Origin of the sequence: Micromonospora sp. DSM 45708 (genome assembly GCF_039566955.1) — a bacterium.
Lineage (GTDB): Bacteria > Actinomycetota > Actinomycetes > Mycobacteriales > Micromonosporaceae > Micromonospora.
The window spans coordinates 1540995-1565519 of sequence record NZ_CP154796.1; the positions used below are offsets into that span (position 1 = coordinate 1540995).

Genomic DNA, 24525 nt, shown 5'->3' on the forward strand with positions numbered 1-24525 from the left:
GAATCATCAATACAGCGCGGCGGCGTCCCAGGCCGGTGCCGGGCGGAACGAGGGGGCGGCATGAGCGAGGACGAGACCACCACGACGCCGGAGACCGGCGCGGTGGCGACCGACAGCCCGGTGACGCCGGCCAACGGCAAGGCCGCCGTCGGCGACATCGAGGAGGCGATGAAGGACGTCGTCGACCCCGAGCTGGGCATCAACGTGGTCGACCTGGGTCTGGTGTACGGCGTGCACGTGGACGACGAGAACGTGGCCACGCTGGACATGACGCTGACCTCGGCGGCGTGCCCGTTGACCGACGTGATCGAGGACCAGACCCGGCAGGCGCTGACCACCGGCCCGGGCGGCGGTCTGGTGAACGACATCCGGATCAACTGGGTGTGGCTGCCGCCGTGGGGCCCCGACAAGATCACCGACGAGGGGCGGGACCAGCTCCGCTCGCTCGGCTTCAACGTCTGACCCGTTCCGCGGGTCACCATGCGAGGGCGCGGCCCCCTTCCCGGGGCGCCGCGCCCCGCGTCCGCCACCCCACCCCACCCACCCCACCCGCCCCACCCCCTCCGCCCCACCCCCTCCGCCCCACCCCCTCCGCCCCGCCCGCTCCGCCCCGCCCGCTCCGCCCCGCCCGCTCCGCCCCGCCCGCTCCGCCCCGCCCGCCCCGCCCGCCCCGCCCGCTCCGCCCCGCCCGCTCCGCCGTGCCGCTCCGCCGTGCCCCTCCGCCCTCCGCCCCGCCCCCTCCGCCCCGCCCCCTCCGCGCCGCAGATTCACGGAAAGAGGCCCTTTCCCGCCCCTGATAGGGCCTCTTTCCGTGAATCTGCGGGCGCTGGGTGGAGTGGGTCGGTGGGCGAGGTGGGGCGGGGTGGGTCGTGGGTGGGGTGGGTCGGTGGCGGGGTGGGTCGGGGCGTGGTGGGCGGGCGGCGGGGTGGTGGGGCGGGCGGCTGGGGGTGCGGGGAAATGGGTGGTGGAGAGGGCGGGGCGGGGCGGAGGATGAGCGGGTGATCGAGGCGTACCCGAAGCAGGTTCCTGTCCGCATGGCGACCGCCGCGCGTCGACAGCGCACCGCGCCGCGGGTCGCCCCACGTCACCGTCCGCCGTCGTGACCGGGGCGTTCCTCGCCGGTCTGCTGGCCGGCTACGGCGTCGCCGTGCCGGTCGGCGCGATCGCGATCCTCATTCTCGGCCTGAGCGCCCGTGCCGGTTTCCGCGTCGGTGCTGCCGCGGCGCTCGCGGTGGCCACCGCCGACGGGCTCTACGCCGCGCTGGCCGCACTGGGTGGCGCCGGGCTGGCCGGGGTGCTGGCCCCGGTGGCCGGGCCGCTGCGGGTGGTGGCCGCGCTGGTGCTGCTCGGCATCGCCGGCCATGGCCTGTGGCGGGCCTGGTCCGGCCGGCGGGCCCGGGTGGTCACCGAGGCGCCGGCCGGACGCGGCCTGCACACCCCGGTCCGGGCGTACGCGGCGCTGCTCGGGTTGACGCTGCTGAACCCGGCCACGGTGCTCTACTTCGCCGCGCTGGTGCTCGGCCGCCGGGACGCCGCCGACCCGGACCCGACCGCCGCCGCGTTGTTCGTGGCCGGCGCGTTCCTGGCGTCGGCGAGCTGGCAACTGCTGGTGGCCGGCGGCGGGTCGATGGTCGGTCGCGCGCTGGCCGGCCCGCGTGGTCGCCTGGTCACCGGTGTGGTGTCCAGCGTCCTGATCGCCGGCCTGGCGGCGGCCACCCTGTGGTCCGGCTGACCCGCGCCGGCCAGCCGTCCGGTGGGGCCGCTGAGCCGTGCCGTCGCGCCGTTCGACCGCGCCGGCCGGCGTGCCCGGGCCGGGCGTGTCGTACCGTCGTGGCATGAGCAGCCGACCCGCAGCCGGGGGAGGCCGGTGGGTCGAGGTCGACCCCGGCCGCGTCCCCCGCTGGGTCGAGGGCTTCGCCGAGCGGCACGGTCCGCCCACCACCACCGTCCAGGGGTACGGGCTGTTGCTCACCGCCCCGGACGGCGCCACCGCCGAGCTGCACACGCCGCCCGGCGCGCGTCCCACGCCGGAGCTGACCGCGTTCGCCGGTGTCGCCGCCGCGCCCCGCCGGATCGGCCTGCTGCTGGCCCGCAAGGGCGCGGTGGCGGTCGGGGTGGCCGACGGGACCGAGTTGGTGACCTCCAAGGTCGACACCCGGTACGTGCAGGGTCGCACCGCCGCGGGTGGCTGGTCCCAGCAGCGGTTCGCCAGGCGGCGCGACAACCAGGCGAAGGCGGCGCTGGGTGACGCGGCGGATCTCGCCGTACGCCTGCTGTTGCCGGCCGCCGGCACGCTCGCGGCGCTGGTCTGCGGCGGTGACCGGCGCGCGGTGGACACGGTGCTGGCCGACCGGCGGCTGGCCCCGCTCGCGGCGCTGCGCGCCGACCGCCTCCTCGACGTGCCCGAACCTCGGCACGCGGTCCTGGTCGCGGCCGTCGCCGCCGCCCGCGCGGTCCACATCCTGGTCCGCTGAACGGGAAAGATCACATCAAGCCGGTCAATCCCGCGCGCACCTAGTGCATCGAATCGACTCGATGCTTACAGTCGGTGTCACGAAGTGGTGGGTCACCGGGCGACCCACAGGGCAGCTTCGCCTCCGCCGTTCACGCACGGACATCGTTGGGAGAAGGCATTTCATGAACGGATATCAGGGCGGCCGGCTGCGGACCCGGTGGCGCCGCGCGACAAGACTCCTCGCCGCCGCGGCGGCGATGTGCGCCGGAAGCGTCGTGCTCACCGCCGCACTCACCGCGGGCGCGGCGACCGCCGGTCCCGCCGAACGCGTCGCGCTGGCCGCCCCGGCGGTCACCAGTGTCACCGCGGGCGGTGCGCACACGTGCGCGATCCGCGCCGACGGCGGGCTGTGGTGCTGGGGCTCCAACTACGGCGGCCAGCTCGGCGACGGGACCACCACGAACCGGAGCGCCCCGGCGCGGGTCGGCACCGCCACCTGGGCCGGTGTCGACGCCGGCTCCGGACACACCTGTGCGGTCCGGACGGACGGGACACTGTGGTGCTGGGGCTCGAACTTCCGGGGCCAGCTCGGCGACGGCACGACCACGAGCCGCAGCGCTCCGGTGCAGGTCGGCACCGCCACCACCTGGGCCCGGGTCGACGCGGGCCCGGCGCACACCTGCGCCGTGCGCACCGACGGCACGCTCTGGTGCTGGGGGTTCAACCGCACCTCGCAGTTGGGCGTCGGCAGCTCGCCCTACACCGCGACCACGCCGCTCCAGGTCGGCACCGCGACCAACTGGGCGAGCGTGTCGACCGGCTTCGCGCATACCTGCGGCGTCCGTACCGACGGCACGCTGTGGTGCTGGGGTCTCAGTTCGGACGGGCAGCTCGGTCTCGGCACGCTCGGCTCCCAGACGACGCCGGCCCAGGTCGGCACCGCCACCACCTGGAGCGGTGTCACGGCCGGGTACGCGCACACCTGCGGGATCCGGTCCGGCACGCTGTGGTGCTGGGGGGAGAACGGCTACGGTCAGCTGGGCCTGAGCGGCACCTACCAGACCGCGCCGGTCCAGGTCGGCGCGGCCACCACCTGGAGCCGCGTCGCCGCCAGCAGCGACGCGACGTGCGCGTCCCGCACCGACGGCAGTCTCTGGTGCTGGGGCAAGAACGCGACCGGGCAGGTGGGCGACGGCACCACCACCCACCGGTCCACGCCGACCCGCGTCGGCACCGCCACCACCTGGACGGGCGGCCTCGCCGTCACCGACCACAGCTGCGCCGTCCGTACCGACGGCAGCCTGTGGTGCTGGGGTGACAACAGCGGGGGGCAGTTGGGCGACGGCACCACCGTCGGGCGGTCCAGCCCGGCCGAGGTGATCCTGCCGGCCTGATCCGCCGGGCCTCACGACGTCGGGCCGTCGGCCTGCGCCGCTGGACGTTCAGCGGGCAGGCCGACGGCCCGGCGACGGCGGTGCGGTCTACTGCCCGGCGCCGAAGGTGTCGCAGGCCTTCGGGTCGCCGGTGGAGAAGCCCTTGGTGAACCACTGCTTGCGCTGCTCGGAGCTGCCGTGGGTGAACTCGTCCGGGTTCACCGGCCGGCCGGAGCGCTGCTGGATGGCGTCGTCACCGATCTTCTCGGCGGTGTCGATCGCCTGCTGGATGTCCTGATCGGTGATGCTCTTGAAGATCTTCTGGCCCTGCTCGTCGGCGGTGCCGGTGGCGTTCTTCGCCCAGGCGCCGGCGTAGCAGTCGGCCTGCAGCTCGAGCTTCACCGAGAGCGCGTTGGTGTTCTGCGGGTCGCGCTGCTGCTGGCGGCGCATCTGCGCCTCGGTGCCGAGCAGGTCCTGCACGTGGTGGCCGTACTCGTGGGCGAGCACGTACGGCTGGGCGAACTCGCCCTCGGCGCCGAGCTGGTCGGCGAGCAGCCGGTAGAACGTGAGGTCGATGTAGACCAGGTCGTCGGCCGGGCAGTAGAACGGGCCGACGCCGGAGTCGGCCGCGCCGCAGCCGGTGCTGACGTTCTGGCTGAAGAAGACCGTCTTGGACGGCTTGTACTGCTCGCCGAAGACCTCCGGCATGGCGGTGCGCCAGTACGCCTGGATCGAGTTGACGTAGAGCGCGTTGCGGCAGTCGAGCTGTTTCAACGCGTCGTCCGCCGAGCACTTCTGCTCCAGCGAGGTGTTGTCGCCCTGAGGCGAGTCGCCGCCGTTGGTGGCCGCGTTGAGGCCGAAGCCGCCGCCCACCAGGGCGACCAGCACGGCGATGATGATGCCCACGATCCCGCCGCGACCGCCGCCGCCCGGGATCGGGATGCCCATCCCGCCTCCGCCGCCGGACCCTCGCCGGTCGTCCACCTGGCTGGTGTCGACCCGCGCGTTCTCATTCAGCTCCATGTTGACCCCGATCACCGATGTGTCCGTGTGTGGTGGTTGCGGTACCGGACCGGGTCCGGACGGCGGTTTGGGTACCCGATGATCTTGTGCGGTAATCCGACGGGACCGCCGCGGCGCGCCCGGTACACTGGAGCCGTGCTGCGCTGCGAAGGCTGAACGGCCCCGCGCCGACGGGAGAAACGACCCGCCGGCGCTTTCGCGTGCCCTGAGTCAGCCCTTCCGGACCCGAGAGCGAGTACTCCGAAATGATCACTGCCACCGGCCTGGAACTGCGCGCCGGTTCCCGGATCCTGCTGTCCGACACCACCCTGCGGGTGCAGCCGGGCGACCGGATCGGCCTGGTCGGACGCAACGGCGCCGGCAAGACCACCACGCTGAAGGTGCTCGCCGGGGAGGGTCAGCCGTACGCCGGGCAGATCGACCGGCGCAGCGCCATCGGCTACCTGCCGCAGGACCCGCGCACCGGCGACCTGGAGGTCACCGGCCGGGACCGGGTGCTCTCCGCGCGCGGCCTGGACGTGCTGATGGCGCAGATGAAGGAGCTGGAGGACAAGCTCGCCGAGGGCGCCGACGACGAGCGGCTGGTCCGCCGCTACGGGGCGCTGGAGGACCAGTTCGCCTCGCTGGGCGGCTACGCGGCCGAGGCCGAGGCGGCCCGGATCTGCGCCAACCTCGGCCTGCCCGACCGCGCCCTGGCGCAGACCATCGGCACGCTCTCCGGCGGCCAGCGCCGCCGCATCGAGCTGGCCCGGATCCTGTTCCGGGACGCCGGGGAGAACGGCGGCGGCATCCTGCTGCTCGACGAGCCCACCAACCACCTCGACGCGGACTCGATCACCTGGCTGCGCGGCTTCCTCGCCAACCACAAGGGCGGCCTGATCGTGATCTCCCACGACGCCTCGCTGCTGGAGGCCGTGGTCAACAAGGTCTGGTTCCTGGACGCCACCCGGTCCGTGGTCGACACGTACAACCTGGGTTGGAAGGCGTACCAGGAGGCGCGGGAGACCGACGAGCGCCGCCGCCGCCGGGAGCGGGCCAACGCGGAGAAGAAGGCCGGCGCGCTGATGGCGCAGGCGGACAAGATGCGGGCCAAGGCCACCAAGACGGTGGCCGCGCAGAACATGGCCCGCCGCGCGGAGCGGCTGCTCTCCGGCCTGGACGAGGTCCGGGTCGCCGACAAGGTGGCCAAGGTGCGCTTCCCCAGCCCGGCGCCGTGCGGCAAGACGCCGCTGACCGCCAACGGCCTGTCCAAGTCGTACGGGTCGTTGGAGATCTTCACCGACGTGAACGTCGCGGTGGACCGGGGCTCCCGGGTGGCCATCCTCGGCCTCAACGGCGCCGGCAAGACCACGCTGCTGCGGATGCTCGGCGGCCTGCTGGAGCCGGACACCGGCGAGGTGCGCCCCGGGCACGGCCTGCGGCTCGGCTACTACGCCCAGGAGCACGAGACGCTGGACGTGGACCGGACGATCCTGGAGCACATGCGCAGCGCCGCGTCCGACCAGACCGACACCGACCTGCGCAAGATCCTCGGCGCGTTCCTGTTCTCCGGCGAGGACGTCGACAAGCCGGCCGGCGTGCTCTCCGGCGGTGAGAAGACCCGGCTGGCACTGGCCACGCTGGTCTGCTCCGGGGCCAACGTGCTGCTGCTGGACGAGCCGACGAACAACCTCGACCCGGTCAGCCGGGAGCAGGTGCTCGACGCGATCGCCCGCTACCCCGGCGCGATCGTGCTGGTCACCCACGACCCGGGGGCGGTCACCGCGCTCAAGCCGGACCGCGCCATCCTGCTGCCCGACGGCGACGAGGACGCCTGGTCCGACGACCTGCTGGAACTGGTCGAGCTGGCCTGACCCACCGTTTCCGCCGTCGATCATGAAGTTGGCGGCCCTCTGCGAGATCGGCGGTCGGCGGTCGGCGGGGCGGTCGGTGGTCGGCGGTCGGTGGGGTGGTCAGGTGAGGAGGTCGGCGAGCCGGGGGAGGACGCCGGAGGTGAGCAGGATTGTCGCGCCGATGGCGATGAAGATCGCCGGCACCAGCCAGTGGCCGGCCCGGCCGACCAGCGACACCACCCGGGGATGGCCGCCGAGCACGGCGGCGACGGCGCACCACACGGCGACCAGCACGGCGAAGACCAGCAGCCAGACCAGGCCGGTGAGCGGGTCGAGGGCGCGGAAGACCGGCACGTAGACCGCGATGTTGTCGGCGCCGTTGGCCACCGTGATCCCGGCGACGCCGAGCAGGGTGCCGACGACCACCGGCGGGTCGTCGTCCTCGGCCCGGTGCAGCAGCGCGCGGACGCCGAGCGCGATCGGCAGCAGCCCGAGCAGCCCCGGCCACGGGTCGGGCACCACCAGCAGCCCGGCGGCGGCCACCACCGCGACGGCGACCAGCGCGCCGATGCCCGCGTACTGGCCGGCGACGATCTGCCAGGGCCGCGGCCGGCCGTCGGTCCGCGACGCCACGAAGAGCACGGTGAGCACCACGATGTCGTCGAGGTTGGTGGCGGCGAACACTCCCGCGGCACCGGCCGCGACGGCGATCAGGTCGGTCACCCGGGCAGGGTACGGCCCGCCGGGCGGATCGGTCGCGACGGACCCGGGCGCCCCGGCCCGCTCGGCGCGCTGCGGATCGGGCGGGGGAGAAAGCGCGGTGTACGCGACCGCGTACGCATCGGACGGCCGGGAGGATCACTCTATCGGGAAGCTGACAATGCGTAGCGTGTCGGTTGGCGAATAGTTGATATCTGGCGCATGATCGTCCGAGGCGGTCTAATAGGTGGGACCGTATCCGAACCGCACAGTCTGGGACGTGAGGAATCAGCATGGCAGCCACCGGCACAGCCACCAGCACTGAGAAGGGTCGCCGGATCGTCGGGGCCGAGCGTCAGACGCTCGCCAAAGACCTGGTAAAGCGGTACACCGGGGGTGAGAGCATCCGTGCGCTGGCGGCCTCGACCGGCCGCTCCTACGGATTCATCCACCGGGTGCTCACCGAGTCCGGGGTGCAGCTGCGGCAGCGCGGCGGTGCCCGGCGCCGCAAGAAGGCGTGACCCGCCCCCCAGCGTCGTCCATCAGCGTCGCGCTCCGGGTGGTCCGGTGACCACCGAGACGACCGGAGTTCGACTCGACTGCGACGGGCCGGTCGCGACGGTGACGTTGTGCCGGCCCGACGTGCTCAACGCCCAGACCCCGGCGATGTGGCGCGCCATGAGCGACTTCTCCCGGGACCTGCCCGGTGACGTCCGGGTCGTCGTCGTACGCGGCGAGGGGCGCGCCTTCTCCGCGGGCCTGGACCTGGCGGTCGCCGGTGCCTCCGGGCCGGGCTCCTTCGCCGAGCTCGCCACGCTCTCCGAGTCCGAGTGCGCCGACCGGATCGCCGCCTATCAGGGCGGCTTCACCTGGCTGCACCGGCCGGACGTCGTCTCGATCGCCGCCGTGCAGGGCCATGCGATCGGTGCCGGCTTCCAGCTCGCTCTCGCCTGCGACCTTCGCGTGCTCGCCGCCGACGCCCGGCTCTCGATGGCCGAGGTGACGCTCGGGCTGGTCCCCGACCTGGCCGGCACGCGCCGGCTGGTCGAGCTGGTCGGCTACTCCCGGGCCCTGGAGATCTGTGCCACCGGCCGCCGGATGGACGCCGCCGAGGCGGACCGGATCGGCCTGGCCACGCTCGTGGTGCCCAACGACGAGCTGGACGCCGCGGTGCGCGACCTGGCCGCCGGGCTGCTGGCCAACAGCCGGGACGCCGTCGTGGAGATCAAGGCGCTGCTCGCCGGCGCGGCCGGGCGCTCGCACGCCGAGCAGCAGCGGGCCGAGCGGGAGGCCCAGACCCGCCGGATCCGGGACCTGGCCGGACGCGGCGAATAGCGGTAAGGACCGCACGGGAAGATCTGGGTTACTCGCGAGGTTGTCACAGGCGTCGGGAGAATTGACCCCGGCGGTTCACGCTGCCCGACGACCCGGAGGTGACGAGTGTCCAACCCCATGGCCGGCGGCGGCATGGGCGGCTGGAGCATGCTCCGGTCGCTGCGCAACCGCGACGAGGTCTCCGCCCACCGGCTCAAGCGGGGCACCGCCCGGCGGATCGTCGCGTTCGCCCAGCCCTACCGGCGCGACATCGTCGTCTTCCTGCTCACCGTGATCGTCGCCGCGGTGATCGGCGTGGCCACCCCGCTGCTCGCCGGTGACGTCATCGACGCGATCGCCGGCGGCGGCTCCGACGCCCGCGGCACCGTGGTCCGGCTCGCGCTGGTCATCGCCGTGCTGGCCGTGGCCGACGCGCTGTTCTCGCTGGCCCAGCGGTGGTACTCGGCCCGCATCGGCGAGGGCATCATCCTCGACCTGCGCACCCGGGTCTACGACCACGTCCAGCGGATGCCGCTCCAGTTCTTCACCCGCACCCAGACCGGCGCGCTGGTCAGCCGGCTCAACAACGACGTGCTCGGCGCCCAGCGCGCGTTCACCTCGACGCTGTCCGGGGTGGTCAGCAACGTCATCCAGCTCGTGCTCACCGCCGGGGCGATGCTGGTGCTGTCCTGGCAGATCACCGTGCTGGCGCTGGTGCTGCTGCCGATCTTCATCATCCCGGCCCGCCGGGTCGGCCGCCGGCTGGCCGAGATCACCCGTGAGTCCTACGACCTCGACGCCAAGATGAACGCCACCATGACCGAGCGGTTCGGCGTCTCCGGCGCGCTGCTGGTCAAGCTGTTCGGCACGCCCGAGGTGGAGGCCGACCGGTTCGCCCGCCGGGCCGAGCGGGTGCGCGACATCGGCATCCAGTCCGCGATGTACTCCCGCACGTTCTTCGTGGCGATGCTGCTGGTCGCCTCGCTGGCCCAGGCGTTGACCTACGGCATGGGCGGCTGGCTCGCGGTCACCGGTGCGGTCAGCGCGGGCACCGTCGTCAAGCTGGCGCTGCTGCTGACCCGCCTCTACGGTCCGCTCACCGCGCTGTCCAACGTCCGGGTCGACGTGATGAGCGCGCTGGTTTCCTTCGACCGCGTCTTCGAGGTGCTCGACCTGCGTCCGGCCATCGCGGAGAAGCCCGACGCCGTGCCGGTCCCGCCCCGCAACGGCCGGGTCGAGTTCCGTGACGTCCGCTTCCGCTACCCGAGCGCCGCCGAGGTGTCGCTGGCCTCGCTGGAGGAGGTCGCCACGCTGGACCGGACGGTCAACGAGCCGGTGCTCAAGGGTGTCTCGTTCGCCGTCGAGCCGGGGCAGATGGTCGCGCTGGTCGGCCCGTCCGGCGCCGGCAAGTCGACGCTGTCCATGCTGATCTCCCGGATCTACGACGTCAGCGACGGCCAGGTGCTGGTCGGCGGCGTCGACGTGCGCGACGCGACGCTCGCCTCGCTGCGCGACGAGATCGGCGTGGTCACCCAGGATTCGCACCTGTTCCACGAGACGATCCGGGAGAACCTCCGCTACGCCAAGCCCGACGCCACCGACGACGAGATCTGGGCGGCGCTGGCCGGCGCGCAGGTCGCCGACCTGGTCCGGGCCACGCCCGACGGGCTCGACACCACCGTCGGCGAGCGGGGCTACCGCTTCTCCGGCGGCGAGAAGCAGCGCATCGCCATCGCCCGGCTGCTGCTCAAGGCCCCGTCGATCGTGATCCTCGACGAGGCCACCGCACACCTCGACTCGGAGAGCGAGGCGGCGGTGCAGCGGGCGCTGTCGGTGGCGTTGACCGGGCGCACCGCGCTGGTCATCGCGCACCGGCTGTCCACCGTGCGCGACGCCGACCAGATCCTGGTCCTCGACGAGGGTCGCATCGTCGAGCGCGGCCGGCACGAGGAGCTGGTGGCGGTCGGCGGCCTCTACGCCGAGCTGTACCGGACCCAGTTCGCGGTCACCGACTCGCCGGCCCCGTACGCGGAGCCGGAGCAGCCCGAGCCGGTGGTGACCACGGTGCCGATGGGCACGTACGTCGCGCAGGAGGCCATGCCGCCGGCGACCGCGAACTAGCGGCCTGCTCGGGCCCCTAGGCGCTCCGCCCCCGGGCGCCGGTCACCCGCCCGGCCGCCCCTCGCCCGGGTGACGGGGTCTGCTGGCGCGGCGCCGACCGCGGGGCCCCGGCCCACGTGTCGGCCAGGTGTTGCTGGAGCAGGTCGTGCCGGAACTGGTAGACCGGTCCCGAGCTGCGCAGGACCTGTCGTTCCCGCGCGTCCTCCAGGAACCGCCGCATCCGCAGCGGGGTCTGGAAGCGTACGGCCATCTCGACCTGCCGGCAGAGCGTGCGCCAGGTGGTGGAGAACGACCAGAGCCAGACGGCGCTGGCGAGCGCCCCCAGCCCACCGATCGCCAGCACCCGGGGCAGGCTCACGTCGAAGTGCATGCCGAAGCCGGTGCCGCCGACGAACGCGGCCGTCGCCGCGGTGGCCGCCAGCATCATGCTCGCCGCCGCGTCGTCCCGCCACGACCGGCGGGGATCGAGCGCGTAGTCCTCGGGCTGCGCCGAGGCGAACAGGGACCCGCCGAGTTCGAGCGTGAGCCAGACCGCCAGCCCGGTGAGCAGCCACCCGCCGACGCCGGGAAGGGCGGAGCCGAGCAGCCTCAGCGGCACGATCAACCCGAATGCGAGGGGGAGGGTGACCAGCATCCGGGGCGGGACGAACATCGTCCGCCACCAGCGTCGGGGCACCCGCCTGCGTACCGGTTCCCGCCCCCGGATCACGGCGAACGCGGACATGAAAGCCATCACCAGCGCCACCGGCAGCCCGCTGGTGATCTCCCGCCCCTCGGCGAGCTGGTACGACAGGCCGAGAAGCAGTCCGATGAGGAGCGCGGTCGAGTACCAGACCGCCAAGGCGGACAGCAGCGCCGGGAGCGGCGGCGAAGGACCCGTCGGCGGCATGTCCCACCACTTCAGGCCGCTGTCTCCGGTGCGACCGAGGTGATGGGCGAGGAAGCCGAGCGTCCGTCGGGCGGTGCGGAGCGAGTAACGCGGCGGTGGCCGCTGCGGGCCGGCGGCGTACGCCGTGGCCAGCGCGCGGTCGAGCAGGTGACGCTCGACCTGCCGGGCCTTGCGGAACCGTCGACGGTCCAGGAGTTCGTCCACCGGATCGAGCGGGTCGTACGCGTCCCGGAGCAGGGTGAGCAGGAACGGGTTCTTGAGCGGGCCGGTGAGCGGGCCGGCCGGCCCCTGCCGGAGCCGGTCGGTGACCTTCTGCCAGGCGGGTGGCGGCGGTGAGGACAGCCGGCTGAGGAGGTAGTCGACCGCGACGTCCTCGTCGACGGGCCGCAGCTCGATGCCCGCCGCCCCGACCAGTGGATGCCGCCGGACGGCGCTGGTCAGCTCGTCGACCCGGCTGAGCAGCACCAGCCGGAGGTCGCCCTGTCGGCTCAGCTCCCGCAGGACGACGGGACGCAGGCCCTCGCCGATCTCGTCCAGACCGTCGAGGAGCACGGCGACCTTGTGGCCCGCGACGAGCCTCGCCGCGTCCTTGGCGGTGAAGCCGGGAATCTCGGCGACCTGGTCGGTGATCCAGGTCGCGAGCGGCGTGGTGTCCGCGTCCCAGCCGCGAAGGCTGGCCATGATCGGCACCGGCATGCGGGACCGGTGCTCCGGGCTGGCCTGCTCGCGCGCCGCCAGCGCGTCCCGGAACAGGAGGACAGCCGCGGCGCTCTTGCCGGCGCCGGGTGGGCCGGCGATGATCAGCCGGCCGGAGGGCAGGCCGGCGTAGAGCGCGTGGAGGTCCTTCTGCGTGCCCGCGGCCAGGTCGTGCTCGGTGACGCGCTCCGCCCCGGGAAGCGGCTCGAACGGGCCGGTCAGGGCGTTTCGCGCCGGGGCGCCGATCGGCGCGGCGGCGCGGTGCCAGGTGATCGGCAGGGGTGCCGTCAGGTCCCGTTCGACGATCTCCTGGCCGCTCCGCTTTCGCATCGCCGCCGCCAGGTCGTCGGCCAGGTCGTCGAGCGATCGGGCCGACCTGCGCGGGAACCAGCGCCCGGACACGAACGAGGCCAGCCCGACGAGCGCCGTGACCACGCCCAACATGAAGGGCGCGACCCCGTTGGCGATGCTCCGCTCGAGGACATCCCACGGCCCGAACGCGGCCAACCCATGCATGGCCGCGATTATTGCAGGAACCGCCTACGACGCGCGGTCCCGGCGTCGCGGTGCGTCACCCCCTCGCGGACGGGGGCGGCGGGCGGCCCGCCCGGGAACGCTACTCGCCGGTGACCGCCGCGCGCAGCTCACCGAACGCGACGCCGAGCGTCTCCGGCGTGAAGTGCGCGTTCAGCCCGCTCGGGTTGGGCAGCACCCAGAGCCGCGCCGGCCCGAGCGGCTCCGGCTGCGGCCCGAAGCCGGCCTTCGGCCGGGCGAAACCGATCCGGTACGCGGTCACCCCGACCACCGCCACCCAGCGCGGTCGGTGGCGCTCCACCTTGTCGGTGAGCACGCGCGCTCCGTCGACCAGCTCCGTGGCGGTCAACTCGTCGGCGCGGGCGCTGGCCCGGGCCACCATGTTCGTGATGCCCAGCCCCAGCGCGGGCAGGTCGTCCTGCTCGCTGGGGTGCCACAGGCGCGGCGTGAACCCGCCACGGTGCAGCGCCGGCCAGAACCGGTTGCCCGGGCGGGCGAAGTGCCAGCCGGTGGCCGCCGACCAGAGGCCCGGGTTGATGCCGACGAAGAGCACGTCCAGGCCGGGCGCGATCACGTCGGGCAGCAGCCGGTCGGCCGCCGCGGCGAGCTGCTCCCGGCTGGGTCGCGGGTAACGGCGGGCGGGCGCGCCGGGACCGGTCGCGGGTTCGGGCCGCCCGCCGGCGGGGCGGCGCCGGTCGTTCATCGACGTGCCGTCCCGGGTCGCGAGCGCGTCGCCCCGCCGGGCCGCGAGGTCATCGACGTGCCGCCTCGGGTCGCGAGCGCGTCGCCCTACCGGGCCGCGAGGTCATCGACGTGCCGTCACAGGCCACGCAGCGCACCGCCGTCGACCGGCACGGCGACCCCGGTGACGTAGCTCGCGGCGGGGGAGAGCAGGAACGCCGCCACCCGGCCGAACTCGGCGGGATCGGCGATGCGGCCCAACGGGATCGCCGCCTCCGCCTCGGCGCGGGCCCGGTCGGCGTCGCCGGAGGCGGCCAGCAACTCCCGGTTGCGGTCGGTCATGATCCGGCCGGGCAGCAGGCTCACCACCCGTACGCCGCGCGGACCGTACTCGTCGGCCATGTCCTTCGCCACGCCGGCCAAGCCGGGCCGCAGCCCGTTGGAGATGCCCAGCCCGGCCAGCGGCCCACGCACCGAGGTGGACAGCACGAGCGCGATCGCGCCGCCGTCGGTGAGCGCGCCGGCCACCGTGCGCGCGAGCCGGACGCTGCCCAGGAAGACCGTCTCGAACGACTCCCGCCACTGCGCGTCGGTGACCTCGGCAGCGGTGCCCCGGGGCGGCCCGCCGACCGAGACCAGTGCGCCGTCGAGCCGGCCGAAGTGTTCGCGGGCCGCCGCCACGAGGCGGTCCGGGGTGCCGGGGTCGGCGAGGTCGGCGGTCAGCCCGATGGCCCACGCCGGACCGCCGAGCGCCTCGACGGCGGCGGCGACCCGTTCCGGGGCCCGGGCGGCGACCACCACGCGGGCGCCGTCCGCCACGAGCTGCCGGGCGGTGGCCAGACCGAGGCCACCGGAGGCGCCGGTCAGCACGTACACCCGGTCGGCGAGTCCGAGATCCATGGGCCCGATCCTGCCGCATCGGGCCGGACGTGTCAGCGCGGGGCGGGCCGCAGCAGGCGTACGCGGCCGGCGAACTGGACCGCGACGGCGCCGCCGGTCCGGGCCAGCGCCGGGAGGCGGCGGCGTCGGGGCGTGCCGCGACCGTCGTAGCGGCTGGCGGCCTCGCGGCCGGCCAGCTCGTCGGCGCCCAGCGGCGGCAGCGCGCCCCGGCCGCGCAGCTCGCGGGCCAGGTCCCAGCCGTCGCGCAGCGAGCCGTTGGTGGGGCGACCGGCCGCCCAGTCGACGAACACCACCGGCCAGTCGGCGCCGAGGCCGGCGGCGAGCAGCGGCCAGTGCCGGGCCACGTCGCCGGCGCGTTTGCGCAGCAGCGCCCGGCGGGCGGCCTCGACCGGCGCCGGGGCGAAGCCGGGCGGCAGCGGCCCGCCGGCCACCAGCGCCGCGACCAGCTCGGCCTGCCGGGCCGCGAGGTCGCCGCTCACGTGACCACCGGAAGCCCGGCTGCGGCGGCCAGCGCGTCCAGCTCGCCGCGCAGCTCGGCGGCGGGCGGGTAGTGGCCGTCGCGCTCCAGCAGCAGCGCCGGCGGCCGGCGCCGGTCGCAGAGCGCCCGGACCAGGTCGAACACCGCGGCGGGGACCGGATCGGTGTGTGTGTCGTGGTAGAAACCGCCGGCCTCGGCGCCGCCGGCCACGTGGACGTAGGCGATCCGCTCCAGCGGCAGCCGGTCCAGCAGCGCGGTCGGGTCGCCACCCCGGTTGCGTGCGTTGGCGTGCACGTTGGCGACGTCGAGCAGCAGCAGCGCGTCGGTGGCGTCGAGGATCTCGGTGAGGAAGTCGGCCTCGTCCAGCTCGTCGTCGGGCCAGTCGAAGAGCGCGGCGATCGGCTCCAGCGCCAGCGGCACCGGCAGCTCCGCCTGCGCGCGCCGGACGTTGGCCACCACCGCGGCCACCGCCTCCCGGCTGCGGGGCAGCGGCAGCAGGTGGCCGGCCTCCAGCCCACCGGCCCGCACGAACGCGATGTGTTCGCTGACCAGCGGCGCGTCCAGTGCCGTGGCCACCCCGGCCAGGTGCGCCACCCGGGCCGGGTCGACCGGTTCCGCGCCGCCGAGCGAGAGCCGCACCCCGTGCGGTACGACGGTGACGTCGCGGGCGCGCAGCTCGGCCAGGCCGTCGGGCAGCGGCCCGGCCGGGGCGACCGCCTCGGCGACCACCTCGACGAAGCGCAGCCCGGGCAGCGCGGCGACGAAGCCGGCGATCTCGGGCCGCCAGCCGATGCCGACGCCGGACGGGCCGCTCATCCGCCGCACCCGCCGCCACCCCCGCAGCCGCCGCCCCCGCCGCCGCACGAGGACGAGCCGCCGGAGCAGGAGGAGGAGGAACCGCCGCACGAGCTGCCGGAGCTGCCCGCCGTCCCCATCGCCTGACGCTGGATCTCGGCCTGCTCCGCGAAGCCCGGGTCCATGGTCCAGAGCGTGGCGGTGCCGAACAGCGCCACCGCCATCGCCGTGGCCGACGGGCCGTAGGTGGCGAACGCCGGGGCGGCGGCGGGGCGCAGCGCGGTGTGCCGGCGGCGCAGGTCGCGCAGCGCGGTGGTGGCCGCCCGGGTGCGCCAGGGCACGCGGTTGAGCAGCACGAACGCGACGATGAGCGGGATCAGGGTGAGGATCAGGAAGCCGGCGGGCCGGCCGTTCGTCAGCCCGACGAAGGCCCGTGCGACGCCGAGCACCAGCAGCAGGCCGAGCAGTATGGACCCGCGTCGCAGCGTGCGGCGCCGCTCCGGGTCCAGGGCCAGGCCGCGGCGGACCAGGCCGTCGCGCAGCTCGTCGAGGGCACGCCGGACCCACTCGTCGCGGGGCAGCTCCCGGGCGCGCAGGCCCTGGCCGGCGGCGTGGTGGACGGCCTGGTCCAGCGGGGTGAGCCCGGCCGGCAGCGGCCCGCCGGTGGCGAGCCGCCGGTCCGGGTGCACGCCCACCGCGCCGGCCCGGCGCAGCCCGCCGAGCGACGCCCAGACCGCGAGCTGGTCGCCTCCGTTGAGGTACGCGACCTGCTGCGGCCCGAGTGAGCCGTGGTCGGAAACCGGGGTGCCGGCCAGCGCGCGGAACCGGTACACCGCCGCGCCGACCACCAGGACGACGGCGGCGACGAGATACCAGCGCAGGAAGACGGGGCCGGGGATGCCCCAGGTGTCGGCCGCGAGGACGGTCATGCTGTGCTCCTGTCGCGAGGGGGTCGCGGCTCATTGTGGAGCAGGTACGCCAGTGTCGATCTCCGCGGAGCGGCCAGTTACCGGACCGAGACGTCAGTGCCGGCGGACGGCCTCCTCGACCAGGTCCAGCACCCGGGTCAGGTCGCCGGCGGGTCGTCCCATCGCCAGGTGCAGCACCAGCCCGTCGTAGGCCAGCTCCAGGAACTGGGCCAGCACGTCGATCGGCACGTCGTCGCGGAGCACGCCGGCCTCGCGTTGGCGGAGCAGCCGTTCCCGGGTCGCCTCGGCGATGGCCGCCGAACGCTCGGACCAGCGCTTGGCGAACGCCGGGTCGGTCCGCAGCCGGCGGGAGACCTCGAGCTGGCTGCCGAGCCAGCCGGTGGTGTCCGGGGAGACCGCCCGGGCGAGCAGGTCCCGCATCACCTGGACCAGGCCGTTGCGGGCCACGGTCTCCACCATGGCGGCGGCGTCGTCCTCGGCCACCGCGAGGAAGAGCGAGTCCTTGTCCCGGAAGTGGTGGAAGATCGCGCCCCGGGAGAGACCGGTGGCCTCCTCCAGCCGCCGCACGGTGGCGCCCTCGTAGCCGTGGCGGGCGAAACACGCCCGCGCCGCGGCGAGGATCTCCTGCCGGCGCGCGTCGAGCTGGTCCTGACTTACTCTGGGCACGTCACGATCGTCGCAGGTGGCAGGGGCCGACGCAAACCGTACGTACGGCTTGAGAGCGGGTTGGCTACCATCCGGTGATGACCCCGCTGACCGTCGCCGCCGTGCAGGCGCAACCGGTGCCCGGCGACGTCGCCGGCAACGCCCGCGCCGCCGCCCGCCTGGTCGGCCGGGCCGCCGGGGCCCGCGTCGTCGTGCTGCCCGAGCTGTTCCTGCCCGCGTACCACCCGCCGACGCTGGGCGCCGACCCGGACGGGACGGACGTGGCCGCCGACCCGGACGGGCGGGTCGACGACGCCCGGCTGGACCCGCTGCGCGCCGCCGCCCGGGACGGCGGGAACGCCGTGGTGATCGGCGCGGCGGTCCGCCACCCCGACCGGCGGCGCACCATCTCGTCGCTGGTGGTGGACCCGACCGGCACGGTCACCGCGGCGTACGACAAGCAGCAGCTCTGGAGCGGCGAGCGCGAGCTGTTCGACGCCGGCCGGCGCGGCGCCACGCTGGTGGTCGACCAGTGGCGGTTCGGCCTCGGCATCTGTTACGACGGCTGCTTCCCGGAGCACGGTCGGGCCGCGGCGGGCGACGGCGCGCACGGCTACCTCTGCCCGAGCGGCTACCTGGCCGGTTCGGCGCACCGTCGGGATCTCTACTACGCGGCCCGCGCGTTGGACAACACCATGTTCGTGGTCTTCGCCAACGCGGTCGGTGGCGCGGCCCCCTGGCGTTTCAACGGCGGCGCGGCGGTCTACGACCCGGAGGGCCGGCCGCTGGCCCGGGGCGCGGACACCGGGGAGGACGTGCTGGTGGCGACGCTGGACCCGGCCGTCCTGGCGGAGACCCGCGCGGCGCACACCATGCTGCTCGACCGGTTGCCCGACGCCGGGGCCGCCCGCGCGACGCTCGTCGCCTGACCGCGACCGGCCCCTCGGCCCTGCCGGTGCTCCGATCGTTCCCGTAGGGTGCTCGGGTGCCGTTGCTCCTGCTCGCTCTGGACGACACCCTGCTGGACCGCGACGGGCCGTTCCGCGCCTGGGGAGCACGCTTCCTGGAGAGCATCGGCGCGCCGCCCACCGACCTCGACTGGCTGGTCTCCGTCGACGCCGACGGGTTGACCAACCGCTGGGACGTGGCCGACGCCATCCGCGACCGCTACGACCTGCGCATCCCCTCGATCGACCTGGTCGAGGAGCTGCACGACGGGGTGGTCGGGCACATGCGGCTGGACCCGCTGGTGGCCTGCGCGCTGCGGATCGCCGCCGACGTCGGCTGGGTGCCGGTCGTGGTCACGAACGGCGCGGCGCGCCAGCAGGACGCCAAGATCCGCAGGACCGGCCTGGACCGGTACGTCGCCGACTGGGTGATCTCCGAGGAGGCCGGCGTCAGCAAACCCAACCCGCGGATCTTCGCGCTCGCCGCCCAGCGGGCCCGGTTGCCGCTGCGCGGCGCGTGGGTGATCGGGGACAGCCCGGAGGCCGACATCGGCGGCGCGACCGCGGTGGGCCTGCCCAGCGTCTGGTTGCACCGGGGCCGCCGCTGGTCGGACCCCCGGTTCGCGCCGACCCGGGTGGAGGACGGCCTGATCCCGGCCGTGGCCGCCGTGCTGGCGGGCTGAGCGGGGAAAATCGGTTGACCCGCCCGGGCCGGCCCGCGAGCATGGGTGCCGCGCGAGGGCGCAACCGGGGTCGCCCGGTCGAGGAGGGGAGGTCGGTCATGGCCGTCTTTGCAGGGTCGTTCCGCCTGCCTCCACCAGACTCGACCGAAGGACAGATCCACCCGTGCGCGATCACGACTTTCCGGCGCCGCCGCGCCGTGGCCGCGGCAAGAGCCGCTTCGACGACGACGAACCCGACTACCTGAAGCGGGGCCGGCCGGCCCCGGCCCTCGCCGACCCGGACGCGGAGCCCGACGCGGAGGACCGCTGGTCCTCCTGGGACCGGGCTGTCCACGGCCCGGAGCCGCATCCGGCCTGGCTGGTCACCGAGCTGGCGGCCCGGGACACCGAGCTGGGAATGCTCAAGACCGGCAAGGAGGCGGACGTCCACCTGGTCCGCCGCGCGGTGCCGGACACCGACCGGGGCTGCCTGCTGGCGGTCAAGCGCTACCGGGACGCCCAGCACCGGCTCTTCCACCGCGACGCCGGCTACCTGGAGGGTCGCCGGGTACGCCGGTCACGGGAGATGCGGGCGATGGCCGGGCGCACCGCGTTCGGCCGGCAGATGATCGCCGGGCAGTGGGCGGCGGCCGAGTTCGCCGCGCTGTCCCGGCTCTGGGAGATCGGCGCCGCCTCCGGGCGGATCGCCGTGCCCTACCCGGTGCAGCTGCTCGGCACCGAGTTGATGCTGGAGTTCGTGGGCGACGCCGAGGCGGGCGAGGCCGCGCCCCGGCTGGCCCAGGCCCGGCCCGACGACGACGCGCTGCGCGACCTGTGGGACCAGTTGGTCGACGCCCTGGTGGTGCTGGCGCGGGCCGGGTACGCCCACGGCGACCTGTCGCCGTACAACCTTCTGGTCGACGCCGGTCGGCTGGTCATGATCGACCTGCCGCAGGTGGTGGACGTGGTGGCCAACCCGCAGGGGGCCGAGTTCCTGGCCCGGGACGTGCGCGTGGTGGCCGCCTGGTTCACCGCCCGGGGGCTGCCCGCCGCCGACACCGACCCGGTGGCGCTGACCGAGACGCTGTTGCGGGAGGCGGGGATCGGCTGAACCGCGAGCGTTCCGGGCGGGATGCGTCCCGCCCGGAACGCCGGCTCGGCGACGCCACCCGCAGCACGGGTCACTGGAGGTAGCGCTCGACCTCCGGCACCGGGCGCTCACCCTGGGCGTCCGGGTCGCCGTGCGCCTGCCGGGCCGCCCGGCGACGGCGGAGCAGGTCCCAGCACTGGTCCAGGGACTCCTCCAGGTGCCGGAGCCGTTCACGGGCCTCGTCGTCGGTGCCGGCCTCGTGCTGCTGCGCGCCGGCGCGCAGCCGGTGCTCCTCGTCGACGAGTTCGGAGATCCGGCTCAGGATGGTCTTGTCGTCCATTCCCGAAGCTTGGCACAGCCGACGCGCCCGCGCCCGCGTTCCCACGCCACGCGCCAGGTGTCGAAAAGGGGGGCCGGCCGTTAGCGAATGCGGTGAGCGGGAGCCCTCGCCCCGCACCGGAAGATCCGCGGCGTGACGCATATCCCACCGGCTCCATTCTCGACAAAGAGATTGTTGCTCAGTGAAATATCCTCCGGGCTGCCTTTTGATTCATCGCTCAGGATGGCATGCTCGCGAGCAACGTTCACGGGTCGAGACGGGGTAACGACCCTCAGCTACCCGAGGGAGCGTTCAGGTGGTCGATTCGCCCGGCCTGTCCCGGCCCACCGGCCGGCCTCACGCCGTGCCGCTGCGGCAGATCCTGCCCGCCGTCCTGCGGGACCCGGCCCGCGCGCTGATCGACATCGGCAACCGCACCGGCGGCGACCTGGTCCGGCTCAACCTCGGCTCGTTCCGCCCGTACCTGGTCACCCATCCCCGGCACGTGCAGCACGTGCTGCGCGACCGGGCGGACAACTACGAGCGGGCCGGCGACGGACTGTTCTGGCGCCCGGTCAAGCGGCTGTTCGGCGAGGGCATCCTCGGCGAGGGGCAGATCTGGTCGGCCAGCCGCCGGATGTTGCAGCCGATGTTCACCGCCAAGCGGGTGGAGGCGCTCATCGACGGCATGGCCGACGCCATCTCCGACGCCGTCGACGAGCTGGACGAGCCGTACCGCGCCGGGCGGCCGGTCGACATCGGCGTCGAGCAGGCCCGCATCGTCAGCCGGGCGATCATGAAGGTGCTCTTCGCCGACCGCATCTCGGTGCCGGACGCGATGCGCGTGATCGACGCCCAGGATCGCATCGCCACCGCGGTCATCCCCCGCATCGTCGTGCCGTTCGCGCCGCTGTCGCTGCCGATGCCGGGCGACCGGGCGTTCCGCCGCGCGGTGCGCGTGGTGGACGACGTGCTGGTGCCGATCGTCCGGCAGACCCGCGACGACGCCGACTCCGGCGACGACATCATCTCCACGCTGTGGCGGGCCCGCACCGACGACGGCCGGCAGCTCGACGAGCGGCAGGTCCGCAACGACACCGTGGCCATGTTCGCCGCCACCACCGAGACCACCATCAACGTGCTCACCTGGGCCTGGCCGCACCTGCACCAGCACCCCGAGGTGGCCGAGCGGCTCTACGCCGAGATCGACGACGTGGTCGGCGACGGGCCGGTACGCCGGGAACACCTGACCCGGCTCACCTACACCCGGATGGTGCTGGACGAGCTGCTGCGGCTCTACCCGATCGGCTGGATCATCCCGCGCCGCGCGGTCGCCGAGGACGTCATCGACGGCGTGCCGATCGAGCCCGGCGCCACCATGGCGGTCAGCCCGCTGATCACCCAGCGGATGCGGCAGTTCTGGGACCGGCCGGACGAGTTCGACCCGGAGCGGTTCCGGCCGGAGCAGGTCCGCAACCGCCACCGCTACGCCCACTTCCCGTTCGGCGGCGGCCCGCACCAGTGTCTCGGCATGTACCTGTTCTATCTGGAGGCCCAGCTCATCCTCGCCACGATGCTCAGCCGCTACCGCTTCCGGCTGCACCGCACCGACGTGCCCGGGTTGCGCCTGGCGGCGGCGCTGCGACCCCGCGAGCGGGTCGAGCTGACGCTGCTCGCGGCCGGCCGGGCGGAGCCGACGTGACCGGCGGACCGACGCCGGACCCGATCGCCGCCGCGGCGGAACAGGGCCGGATCTGCGCGCTCGTCGCGCACGGCCAACGCGGCCTGCGGCGGGTCGCCGCCGCGCACCCCGACCTGTTCCCCGGTGACCCGTTCGACGCCACCCTGTTCGGCAGCATCGCCTCGGCGATGGCGTTCAGCGCCCCCTGGCACACGGCCGCCGAGCTGGCGGTCACCAACCGCGCGGTGCTCTGGGGTTTCGCGGTCGACTGGCTGGTCGACCACCGGGCGACCAGCCGCGCCGAGGTGGACCGGATCACCCGTACCTGCCTGGACGTGCTCGACGGCGCGGCGACCACCGACCCGCTCGGCCGGTTCCTCGCCGAGCTGCGCGACGACGTCGCCACCGCACCCGGCTACCACGCGTTGCGCGGGCGCTGGCGTACCACGATGGAACGCACGCTGGACGCGATGGCCCGCGAGTGGACGTGGCGGCGCACCGGCCGTCCCACGCTCGCCGAGTACCTGGCCAACGCGGACAACCTCGCCGCCACGGTGGTCAACGTGGCCCACTGGATCCACACCGGATCGGTCGCCGACGCCGCCGCGCTGGACCGGCTGATCGAGGTCGGCGACGAGGTGCAGCGGGCGCTGCGCCTGGTCAACGACCTCGGCACCCACCGCCGGGACGCGGAGTCGGGTGACCTCAACGCGCTGCTGCTGGTGGACGACCCGGCGGAGGTCGAGCGGCGGTTCGCCGAGCAGGTCGACCACTGCCGGGTGCTGCTGGCGAAGCTGGCCGGCGAGGTGCCCCGGGAGGCCGACTTCCTGTCCCGCCAGCTCGGGTTCACCACCGGGTTCTACCGGCACACCGACTTCTGGGGCGTGCGGTGAGTCTCACCGCCCAGCCCGCGACCCGGACCGGGCCCGCGCGGGAGCTTGTCGACGCGCTCGCGGACGATCCGGCGGGGCAGACCTCGCCGTCGGTCTACGAGACCGGCCGGCTGGCCGCGCTGGCGCCCTGGCTGCCCGGCCACGACGCGCGCCTGGCCTGGCTGCTCGACCGGCAGCGCCCGGACGGCGGTTGGGGCGGCCCCGGTGGTTACGCGTTGGTGCCGACGCTGAGCGCCGTCGAAGCGCTGCTGGCCGAACTGCACCGGGCCGGACCGGCCGCGGCGCCGGCCGCCGCCGCGCACCGCGGCCTGGCGTTCCTGGCCGCCGCGCTGCCCGGGGACACCCCGCCCGACCTGCCGGCCACCGACCTGATCGTGCCGGCGTTGCTGACCGCCGTGGACCGGCGTCTCGCCGGGCCGGCGGGTCCGCCGCCCGGGCTGGCCGGCTGGGCGGACCGGCCCCGCCTGCCGTTGCCGGCCGGTCTCGACCCGACCCGGCTGACCCGGGTACGCGGACTGCTGGCCACCGGCCGTCCGGTCCCGGAGAAGCTGGCGCACGCGCTGGAGGTGACCGGCGAACTGGCGCCCGGGGCGGCCGGTGTCCGCCCCTCGGCGAGCGGGTCGGTGGGCGCCTCCCCGGCCGCCACGGCCGCCTGGCTCGGCCGGCCCGAGCCCGGCCCCGCCCTGGACTACCTGCGCGGCGTCGGCCGGTCCGGGCCGGTGCCCTGCGCCAGCCCGATCACCGTCTTCGAACGGGCCTGGGTGATCGCCGTCCTGCTCCGGGCCGGCGTCCCGGTGCGCGTGGCGGCGCCGGTGCTGTCCGAGTTGAGCGCCGCCGTCGGCGCGTCCGGCGCGGCCACCGCGCCCGGGTTGCCGGCCGACGCCGACACCACCTCCGTCGTGCTCTACGTGCTGGCCCGACTGGGTCGGCCGCTCGGCGTCACCGCGCTCGCCGGGTACGACACCGGGCGTCACTTCTGCACCTGGCCGGGGGAGGACGGCGCCTCGCTGACCACCAACGCGCACGTGCTCGACGCGCTCGGCGAGCACGCCAGCCGACCCGGCGTGACAGCGGCCCGTCGCCGGGTCACCGACTGGCTGGTCGAGCGGCAGGAACCGGACGGGCGGTGGGACGACCGCTGGCACGCCTCGGCGTACTACGCGACGTACGCGGTGCTGCTCGCGCTGGCCGACCACGCGCCCGACGGCGCGGCCCGGACCCCCGTCGAGCGGGGCGTCGGCTGGCTGCTGGACACCCAGCGGTCGGACGGTTCCTGGGGCCGCTGGGACGGCACCGCCGAGGAGACCGCGTACGCGGTGCTCGCCCTGGCCCGCGCCGGCCGTGCCGGGGACGCCCGGATCGCCGCGGCGCTGGCCCGGGGTCGGGCCCGACTGTCCGAGCTGGACGGATGCGACGGCGGGCCGGCGCTCTGGCACGACAAGGACCTCTACCGGCCGACCCGGATCGTGCGCGCGGCGGTGCTGGCCGCGTCGGGGCGCGCCGGCTGGGCGTCGGCGCGTCCGGCACCCACCATGATCAGGATCGCTTGAACGGAGTTCACGACGGCTG

Annotated in this window: 24 protein-coding genes; 14 read left to right on the forward strand and 10 right to left on the reverse strand. The window is 74.7% G+C overall.

Annotated elements, in window-relative coordinates; genetic code table 11:
• Positions 1 to 60 precede the first annotated feature (60 nt).
• From VKK44_RS07360 to VKK44_RS07375, 4 genes are all read left to right on the forward strand, one after another.
• Positions 61 to 462: a metal-sulfur cluster assembly factor gene (locus tag VKK44_RS07360; protein ID WP_281936323.1), complete on the forward strand. Its 402-nt coding sequence runs from the start codon at positions 61 to 63 to the stop codon at positions 460 to 462.
• A gap of 637 nt (positions 463 to 1099) precedes the next feature.
• Positions 1100 to 1732: a LysE family transporter gene (locus tag VKK44_RS07365; RefSeq protein ID WP_343446086.1), complete on the forward strand. Its 633-nt coding sequence runs from the start codon at positions 1100 to 1102 to the stop codon at positions 1730 to 1732.
• A gap of 103 nt (positions 1733 to 1835) precedes the next feature.
• Positions 1836 to 2474, forward strand: a complete 639-nt coding sequence (locus VKK44_RS07370; RefSeq protein ID WP_343446087.1) for an acVLRF1 family peptidyl-tRNA hydrolase — start codon at positions 1836 to 1838, stop codon at positions 2472 to 2474.
• Between the two features lie 163 nt (positions 2475 to 2637).
• A complete protein-coding gene (locus VKK44_RS07375; protein ID WP_343446088.1) occupies positions 2638 to 3849 on the forward strand; it encodes an RCC1 domain-containing protein in 1212 nt (403 codons plus the stop codon).
• An 87-nt stretch (positions 3850 to 3936) separates the two neighbouring features.
• On the opposite strand, the gene ypfJ is transcribed toward VKK44_RS07375, so the two are convergent.
• Positions 3937 to 4851, reverse strand: a complete 915-nt coding sequence (gene ypfJ, locus VKK44_RS07380) for a KPN_02809 family neutral zinc metallopeptidase (RefSeq protein ID WP_343446089.1) — start codon at positions 4849 to 4851, stop codon at positions 3937 to 3939.
• A 245-nt stretch (positions 4852 to 5096) separates the two neighbouring features.
• Here ypfJ and VKK44_RS07385 point away from each other — a divergent pair, with 245 nt between their 5' ends.
• Positions 5097 to 6704 carry an ABC-F family ATP-binding cassette domain-containing protein gene (locus tag VKK44_RS07385; protein WP_343446090.1) on the forward strand — a complete coding sequence of 536 codons (1608 nt, stop codon included), beginning with the start codon at positions 5097 to 5099 and terminating at the stop codon, positions 6702 to 6704.
• A 99-nt stretch (positions 6705 to 6803) separates the two neighbouring features.
• On the opposite strand, the gene VKK44_RS07390 is transcribed toward VKK44_RS07385, so the two are convergent.
• A complete protein-coding gene (locus VKK44_RS07390; RefSeq protein WP_343446091.1) occupies positions 6804 to 7406 on the reverse strand; it encodes a cadmium resistance transporter in 603 nt (200 codons plus the stop codon).
• A gap of 269 nt (positions 7407 to 7675) precedes the next feature.
• On the opposite strand from VKK44_RS07390, the gene VKK44_RS07395 reads away from it, so the two are divergent.
• The 3 genes from VKK44_RS07395 (at position 7676) to VKK44_RS07405 (ending at position 10817) form a co-directional block, all read left to right on the forward strand.
• Entirely contained in the window at positions 7676 to 7903 is a 228-nt protein-coding gene (locus VKK44_RS07395) for a helix-turn-helix domain-containing protein (protein WP_007072022.1), read from the forward strand.
• 46 nt (positions 7904 to 7949) lie between these two features.
• Complete coding sequence (locus VKK44_RS07400; RefSeq protein WP_343446092.1) at positions 7950 to 8717, forward strand: enoyl-CoA hydratase/isomerase family protein; 768 nt, start codon at positions 7950 to 7952, stop codon at positions 8715 to 8717.
• Positions 8718 to 8834: 117 nt separating this feature from the next.
• Positions 8835 to 10817 (forward strand): ABC transporter ATP-binding protein, encoded by a 1983-nt coding sequence (locus tag VKK44_RS07405; protein WP_343447704.1) that lies wholly within the window; start codon positions 8835 to 8837, stop codon positions 10815 to 10817.
• Positions 10818 to 10833: 16 nt separating this feature from the next.
• Here VKK44_RS07405 and VKK44_RS07410 read toward each other — a convergent pair whose 3' ends face one another.
• The 7 genes from VKK44_RS07410 to VKK44_RS07440 form a co-directional block, all read right to left on the reverse strand.
• Complete coding sequence (locus tag VKK44_RS07410) at positions 10834 to 12918, reverse strand: hypothetical protein (RefSeq protein WP_343446093.1); 2085 nt, start codon at positions 12916 to 12918, stop codon at positions 10834 to 10836.
• 100 nt (positions 12919 to 13018) lie between these two features.
• A complete protein-coding gene (mug, locus tag VKK44_RS07415; RefSeq protein ID WP_343446094.1) occupies positions 13019 to 13639 on the reverse strand; it encodes a G/U mismatch-specific DNA glycosylase in 621 nt (206 codons plus the stop codon).
• Between the two features lie 116 nt (positions 13640 to 13755).
• The gene (locus VKK44_RS07420) at positions 13756 to 14517 is read right to left on the reverse strand and encodes an SDR family oxidoreductase (RefSeq protein ID WP_343446095.1); all 762 of its coding nucleotides are present in this window, start codon (positions 14515 to 14517) and stop codon (positions 13756 to 13758) included.
• A gap of 32 nt (positions 14518 to 14549) precedes the next feature.
• The gene (locus tag VKK44_RS07425) at positions 14550 to 14996 is read right to left on the reverse strand and encodes a hypothetical protein (RefSeq protein ID WP_343446096.1); all 447 of its coding nucleotides are present in this window, start codon (positions 14994 to 14996) and stop codon (positions 14550 to 14552) included.
• The gene (locus tag VKK44_RS07430; protein ID WP_343446097.1) at positions 14993 to 15811 is read right to left on the reverse strand and encodes a multinuclear nonheme iron-dependent oxidase; all 819 of its coding nucleotides are present in this window, start codon (positions 15809 to 15811) and stop codon (positions 14993 to 14995) included. The genes VKK44_RS07425 and VKK44_RS07430 overlap by 4 nt, the downstream gene beginning before the upstream one ends.
• Entirely contained in the window at positions 15808 to 16719 is a 912-nt protein-coding gene (locus VKK44_RS07435) for a TIGR04222 domain-containing membrane protein (RefSeq protein WP_343446098.1), read from the reverse strand. Before VKK44_RS07435 ends, VKK44_RS07430 begins: the two co-directional genes overlap by 4 nt.
• A 93-nt stretch (positions 16720 to 16812) precedes the next feature.
• Positions 16813 to 17385: a TetR/AcrR family transcriptional regulator gene (locus tag VKK44_RS07440; RefSeq protein ID WP_107162520.1), complete on the reverse strand. Its 573-nt coding sequence runs from the start codon at positions 17383 to 17385 to the stop codon at positions 16813 to 16815.
• Positions 17386 to 17462: 77 nt separating this feature from the next.
• Here VKK44_RS07440 and VKK44_RS07445 point away from each other — a divergent pair, with 77 nt between their 5' ends.
• From VKK44_RS07445 to VKK44_RS07455, 3 genes are all read left to right on the forward strand, one after another.
• Complete coding sequence (locus tag VKK44_RS07445; protein WP_343446099.1) at positions 17463 to 18293, forward strand: carbon-nitrogen hydrolase family protein; 831 nt, start codon at positions 17463 to 17465, stop codon at positions 18291 to 18293.
• A 56-nt stretch (positions 18294 to 18349) separates the two neighbouring features.
• Positions 18350 to 18994 carry an HAD family hydrolase gene (locus VKK44_RS07450; RefSeq protein WP_343446100.1) on the forward strand — a complete coding sequence of 215 codons (645 nt, stop codon included), beginning with the start codon at positions 18350 to 18352 and terminating at the stop codon, positions 18992 to 18994.
• 163 nt (positions 18995 to 19157) lie between these two features.
• Complete coding sequence (locus tag VKK44_RS07455) at positions 19158 to 20084, forward strand: serine protein kinase RIO (protein WP_343446102.1); 927 nt, start codon at positions 19158 to 19160, stop codon at positions 20082 to 20084.
• Between the two features lie 70 nt (positions 20085 to 20154).
• Here VKK44_RS07455 and VKK44_RS07460 read toward each other — a convergent pair whose 3' ends face one another.
• A complete protein-coding gene (locus tag VKK44_RS07460; protein ID WP_107162524.1) occupies positions 20155 to 20403 on the reverse strand; it encodes a DUF2630 family protein in 249 nt (82 codons plus the stop codon).
• 343 nt (positions 20404 to 20746) lie between these two features.
• Here VKK44_RS07460 and VKK44_RS07465 point away from each other — a divergent pair, with 343 nt between their 5' ends.
• Genes VKK44_RS07465 through VKK44_RS07475 form a run of 3 tightly spaced genes read left to right on the forward strand, consistent with a single transcriptional unit; the run spans position 20747 to position 24506 of the window.
• Positions 20747 to 22084 (forward strand): cytochrome P450, encoded by a 1338-nt coding sequence (locus tag VKK44_RS07465; protein WP_343447705.1) that lies wholly within the window; start codon positions 20747 to 20749, stop codon positions 22082 to 22084.
• Positions 22081 to 22956: a terpene synthase family protein gene (locus VKK44_RS07470; RefSeq protein WP_343446103.1), complete on the forward strand. Its 876-nt coding sequence runs from the start codon at positions 22081 to 22083 to the stop codon at positions 22954 to 22956. The genes VKK44_RS07465 and VKK44_RS07470 overlap by 4 nt, the downstream gene beginning before the upstream one ends.
• Positions 22953 to 24506 (forward strand): prenyltransferase/squalene oxidase repeat-containing protein, encoded by a 1554-nt coding sequence (locus tag VKK44_RS07475; RefSeq protein ID WP_343446104.1) that lies wholly within the window; start codon positions 22953 to 22955, stop codon positions 24504 to 24506. Before VKK44_RS07470 ends, VKK44_RS07475 begins: the two co-directional genes overlap by 4 nt.
• The last annotated feature ends 19 nt before the right edge of the window (positions 24507 to 24525 follow it).

Bases quoted from the DNA above. Each gene is read 5' to 3' on its own strand.
- VKK44_RS07360 (WP_281936323.1), top strand. From the start codon at position 61: ATGAGCGAGGACGAGACCACCACGACGCCGGAGACCGGCGCGGTGGCG.
- VKK44_RS07370 (WP_343446087.1), top strand. From the start codon at position 1,836: ATGAGCAGCCGACCCGCAGCCGGGGGAGGCCGGTGGGTCGAGGTCGAC.
- VKK44_RS07375 (WP_343446088.1), top strand. From the start codon at position 2,638: ATGAACGGATATCAGGGCGGCCGGCTGCGGACCCGGTGGCGCCGCGCG.
- ypfJ (WP_343446089.1), bottom strand. From the start codon at position 4,851: ATGGAGCTGAATGAGAACGCGCGGGTCGACACCAGCCAGGTGGACGAC.
- VKK44_RS07385 (WP_343446090.1), top strand. From the start codon at position 5,097: ATGATCACTGCCACCGGCCTGGAACTGCGCGCCGGTTCCCGGATCCTG.
- VKK44_RS07395 (WP_007072022.1), top strand. From the start codon at position 7,676: ATGGCAGCCACCGGCACAGCCACCAGCACTGAGAAGGGTCGCCGGATC.
- VKK44_RS07405 (WP_343447704.1), top strand. From the start codon at position 8,835: ATGGCCGGCGGCGGCATGGGCGGCTGGAGCATGCTCCGGTCGCTGCGC.
- VKK44_RS07410 (WP_343446093.1), bottom strand. From the start codon at position 12,918: ATGCATGGGTTGGCCGCGTTCGGGCCGTGGGATGTCCTCGAGCGGAGC.
- mug (WP_343446094.1), bottom strand. From the start codon at position 13,639: ATGAACGACCGGCGCCGCCCCGCCGGCGGGCGGCCCGAACCCGCGACC.
- VKK44_RS07420 (WP_343446095.1), bottom strand. From the start codon at position 14,517: ATGGATCTCGGACTCGCCGACCGGGTGTACGTGCTGACCGGCGCCTCC.
- VKK44_RS07430 (WP_343446097.1), bottom strand. From the start codon at position 15,811: ATGAGCGGCCCGTCCGGCGTCGGCATCGGCTGGCGGCCCGAGATCGCC.
- VKK44_RS07435 (WP_343446098.1), bottom strand. From the start codon at position 16,719: ATGACCGTCCTCGCGGCCGACACCTGGGGCATCCCCGGCCCCGTCTTC.
- VKK44_RS07445 (WP_343446099.1), top strand. From the start codon at position 17,463: ATGACCCCGCTGACCGTCGCCGCCGTGCAGGCGCAACCGGTGCCCGGC.
- VKK44_RS07460 (WP_107162524.1), bottom strand. From the start codon at position 20,403: ATGGACGACAAGACCATCCTGAGCCGGATCTCCGAACTCGTCGACGAG.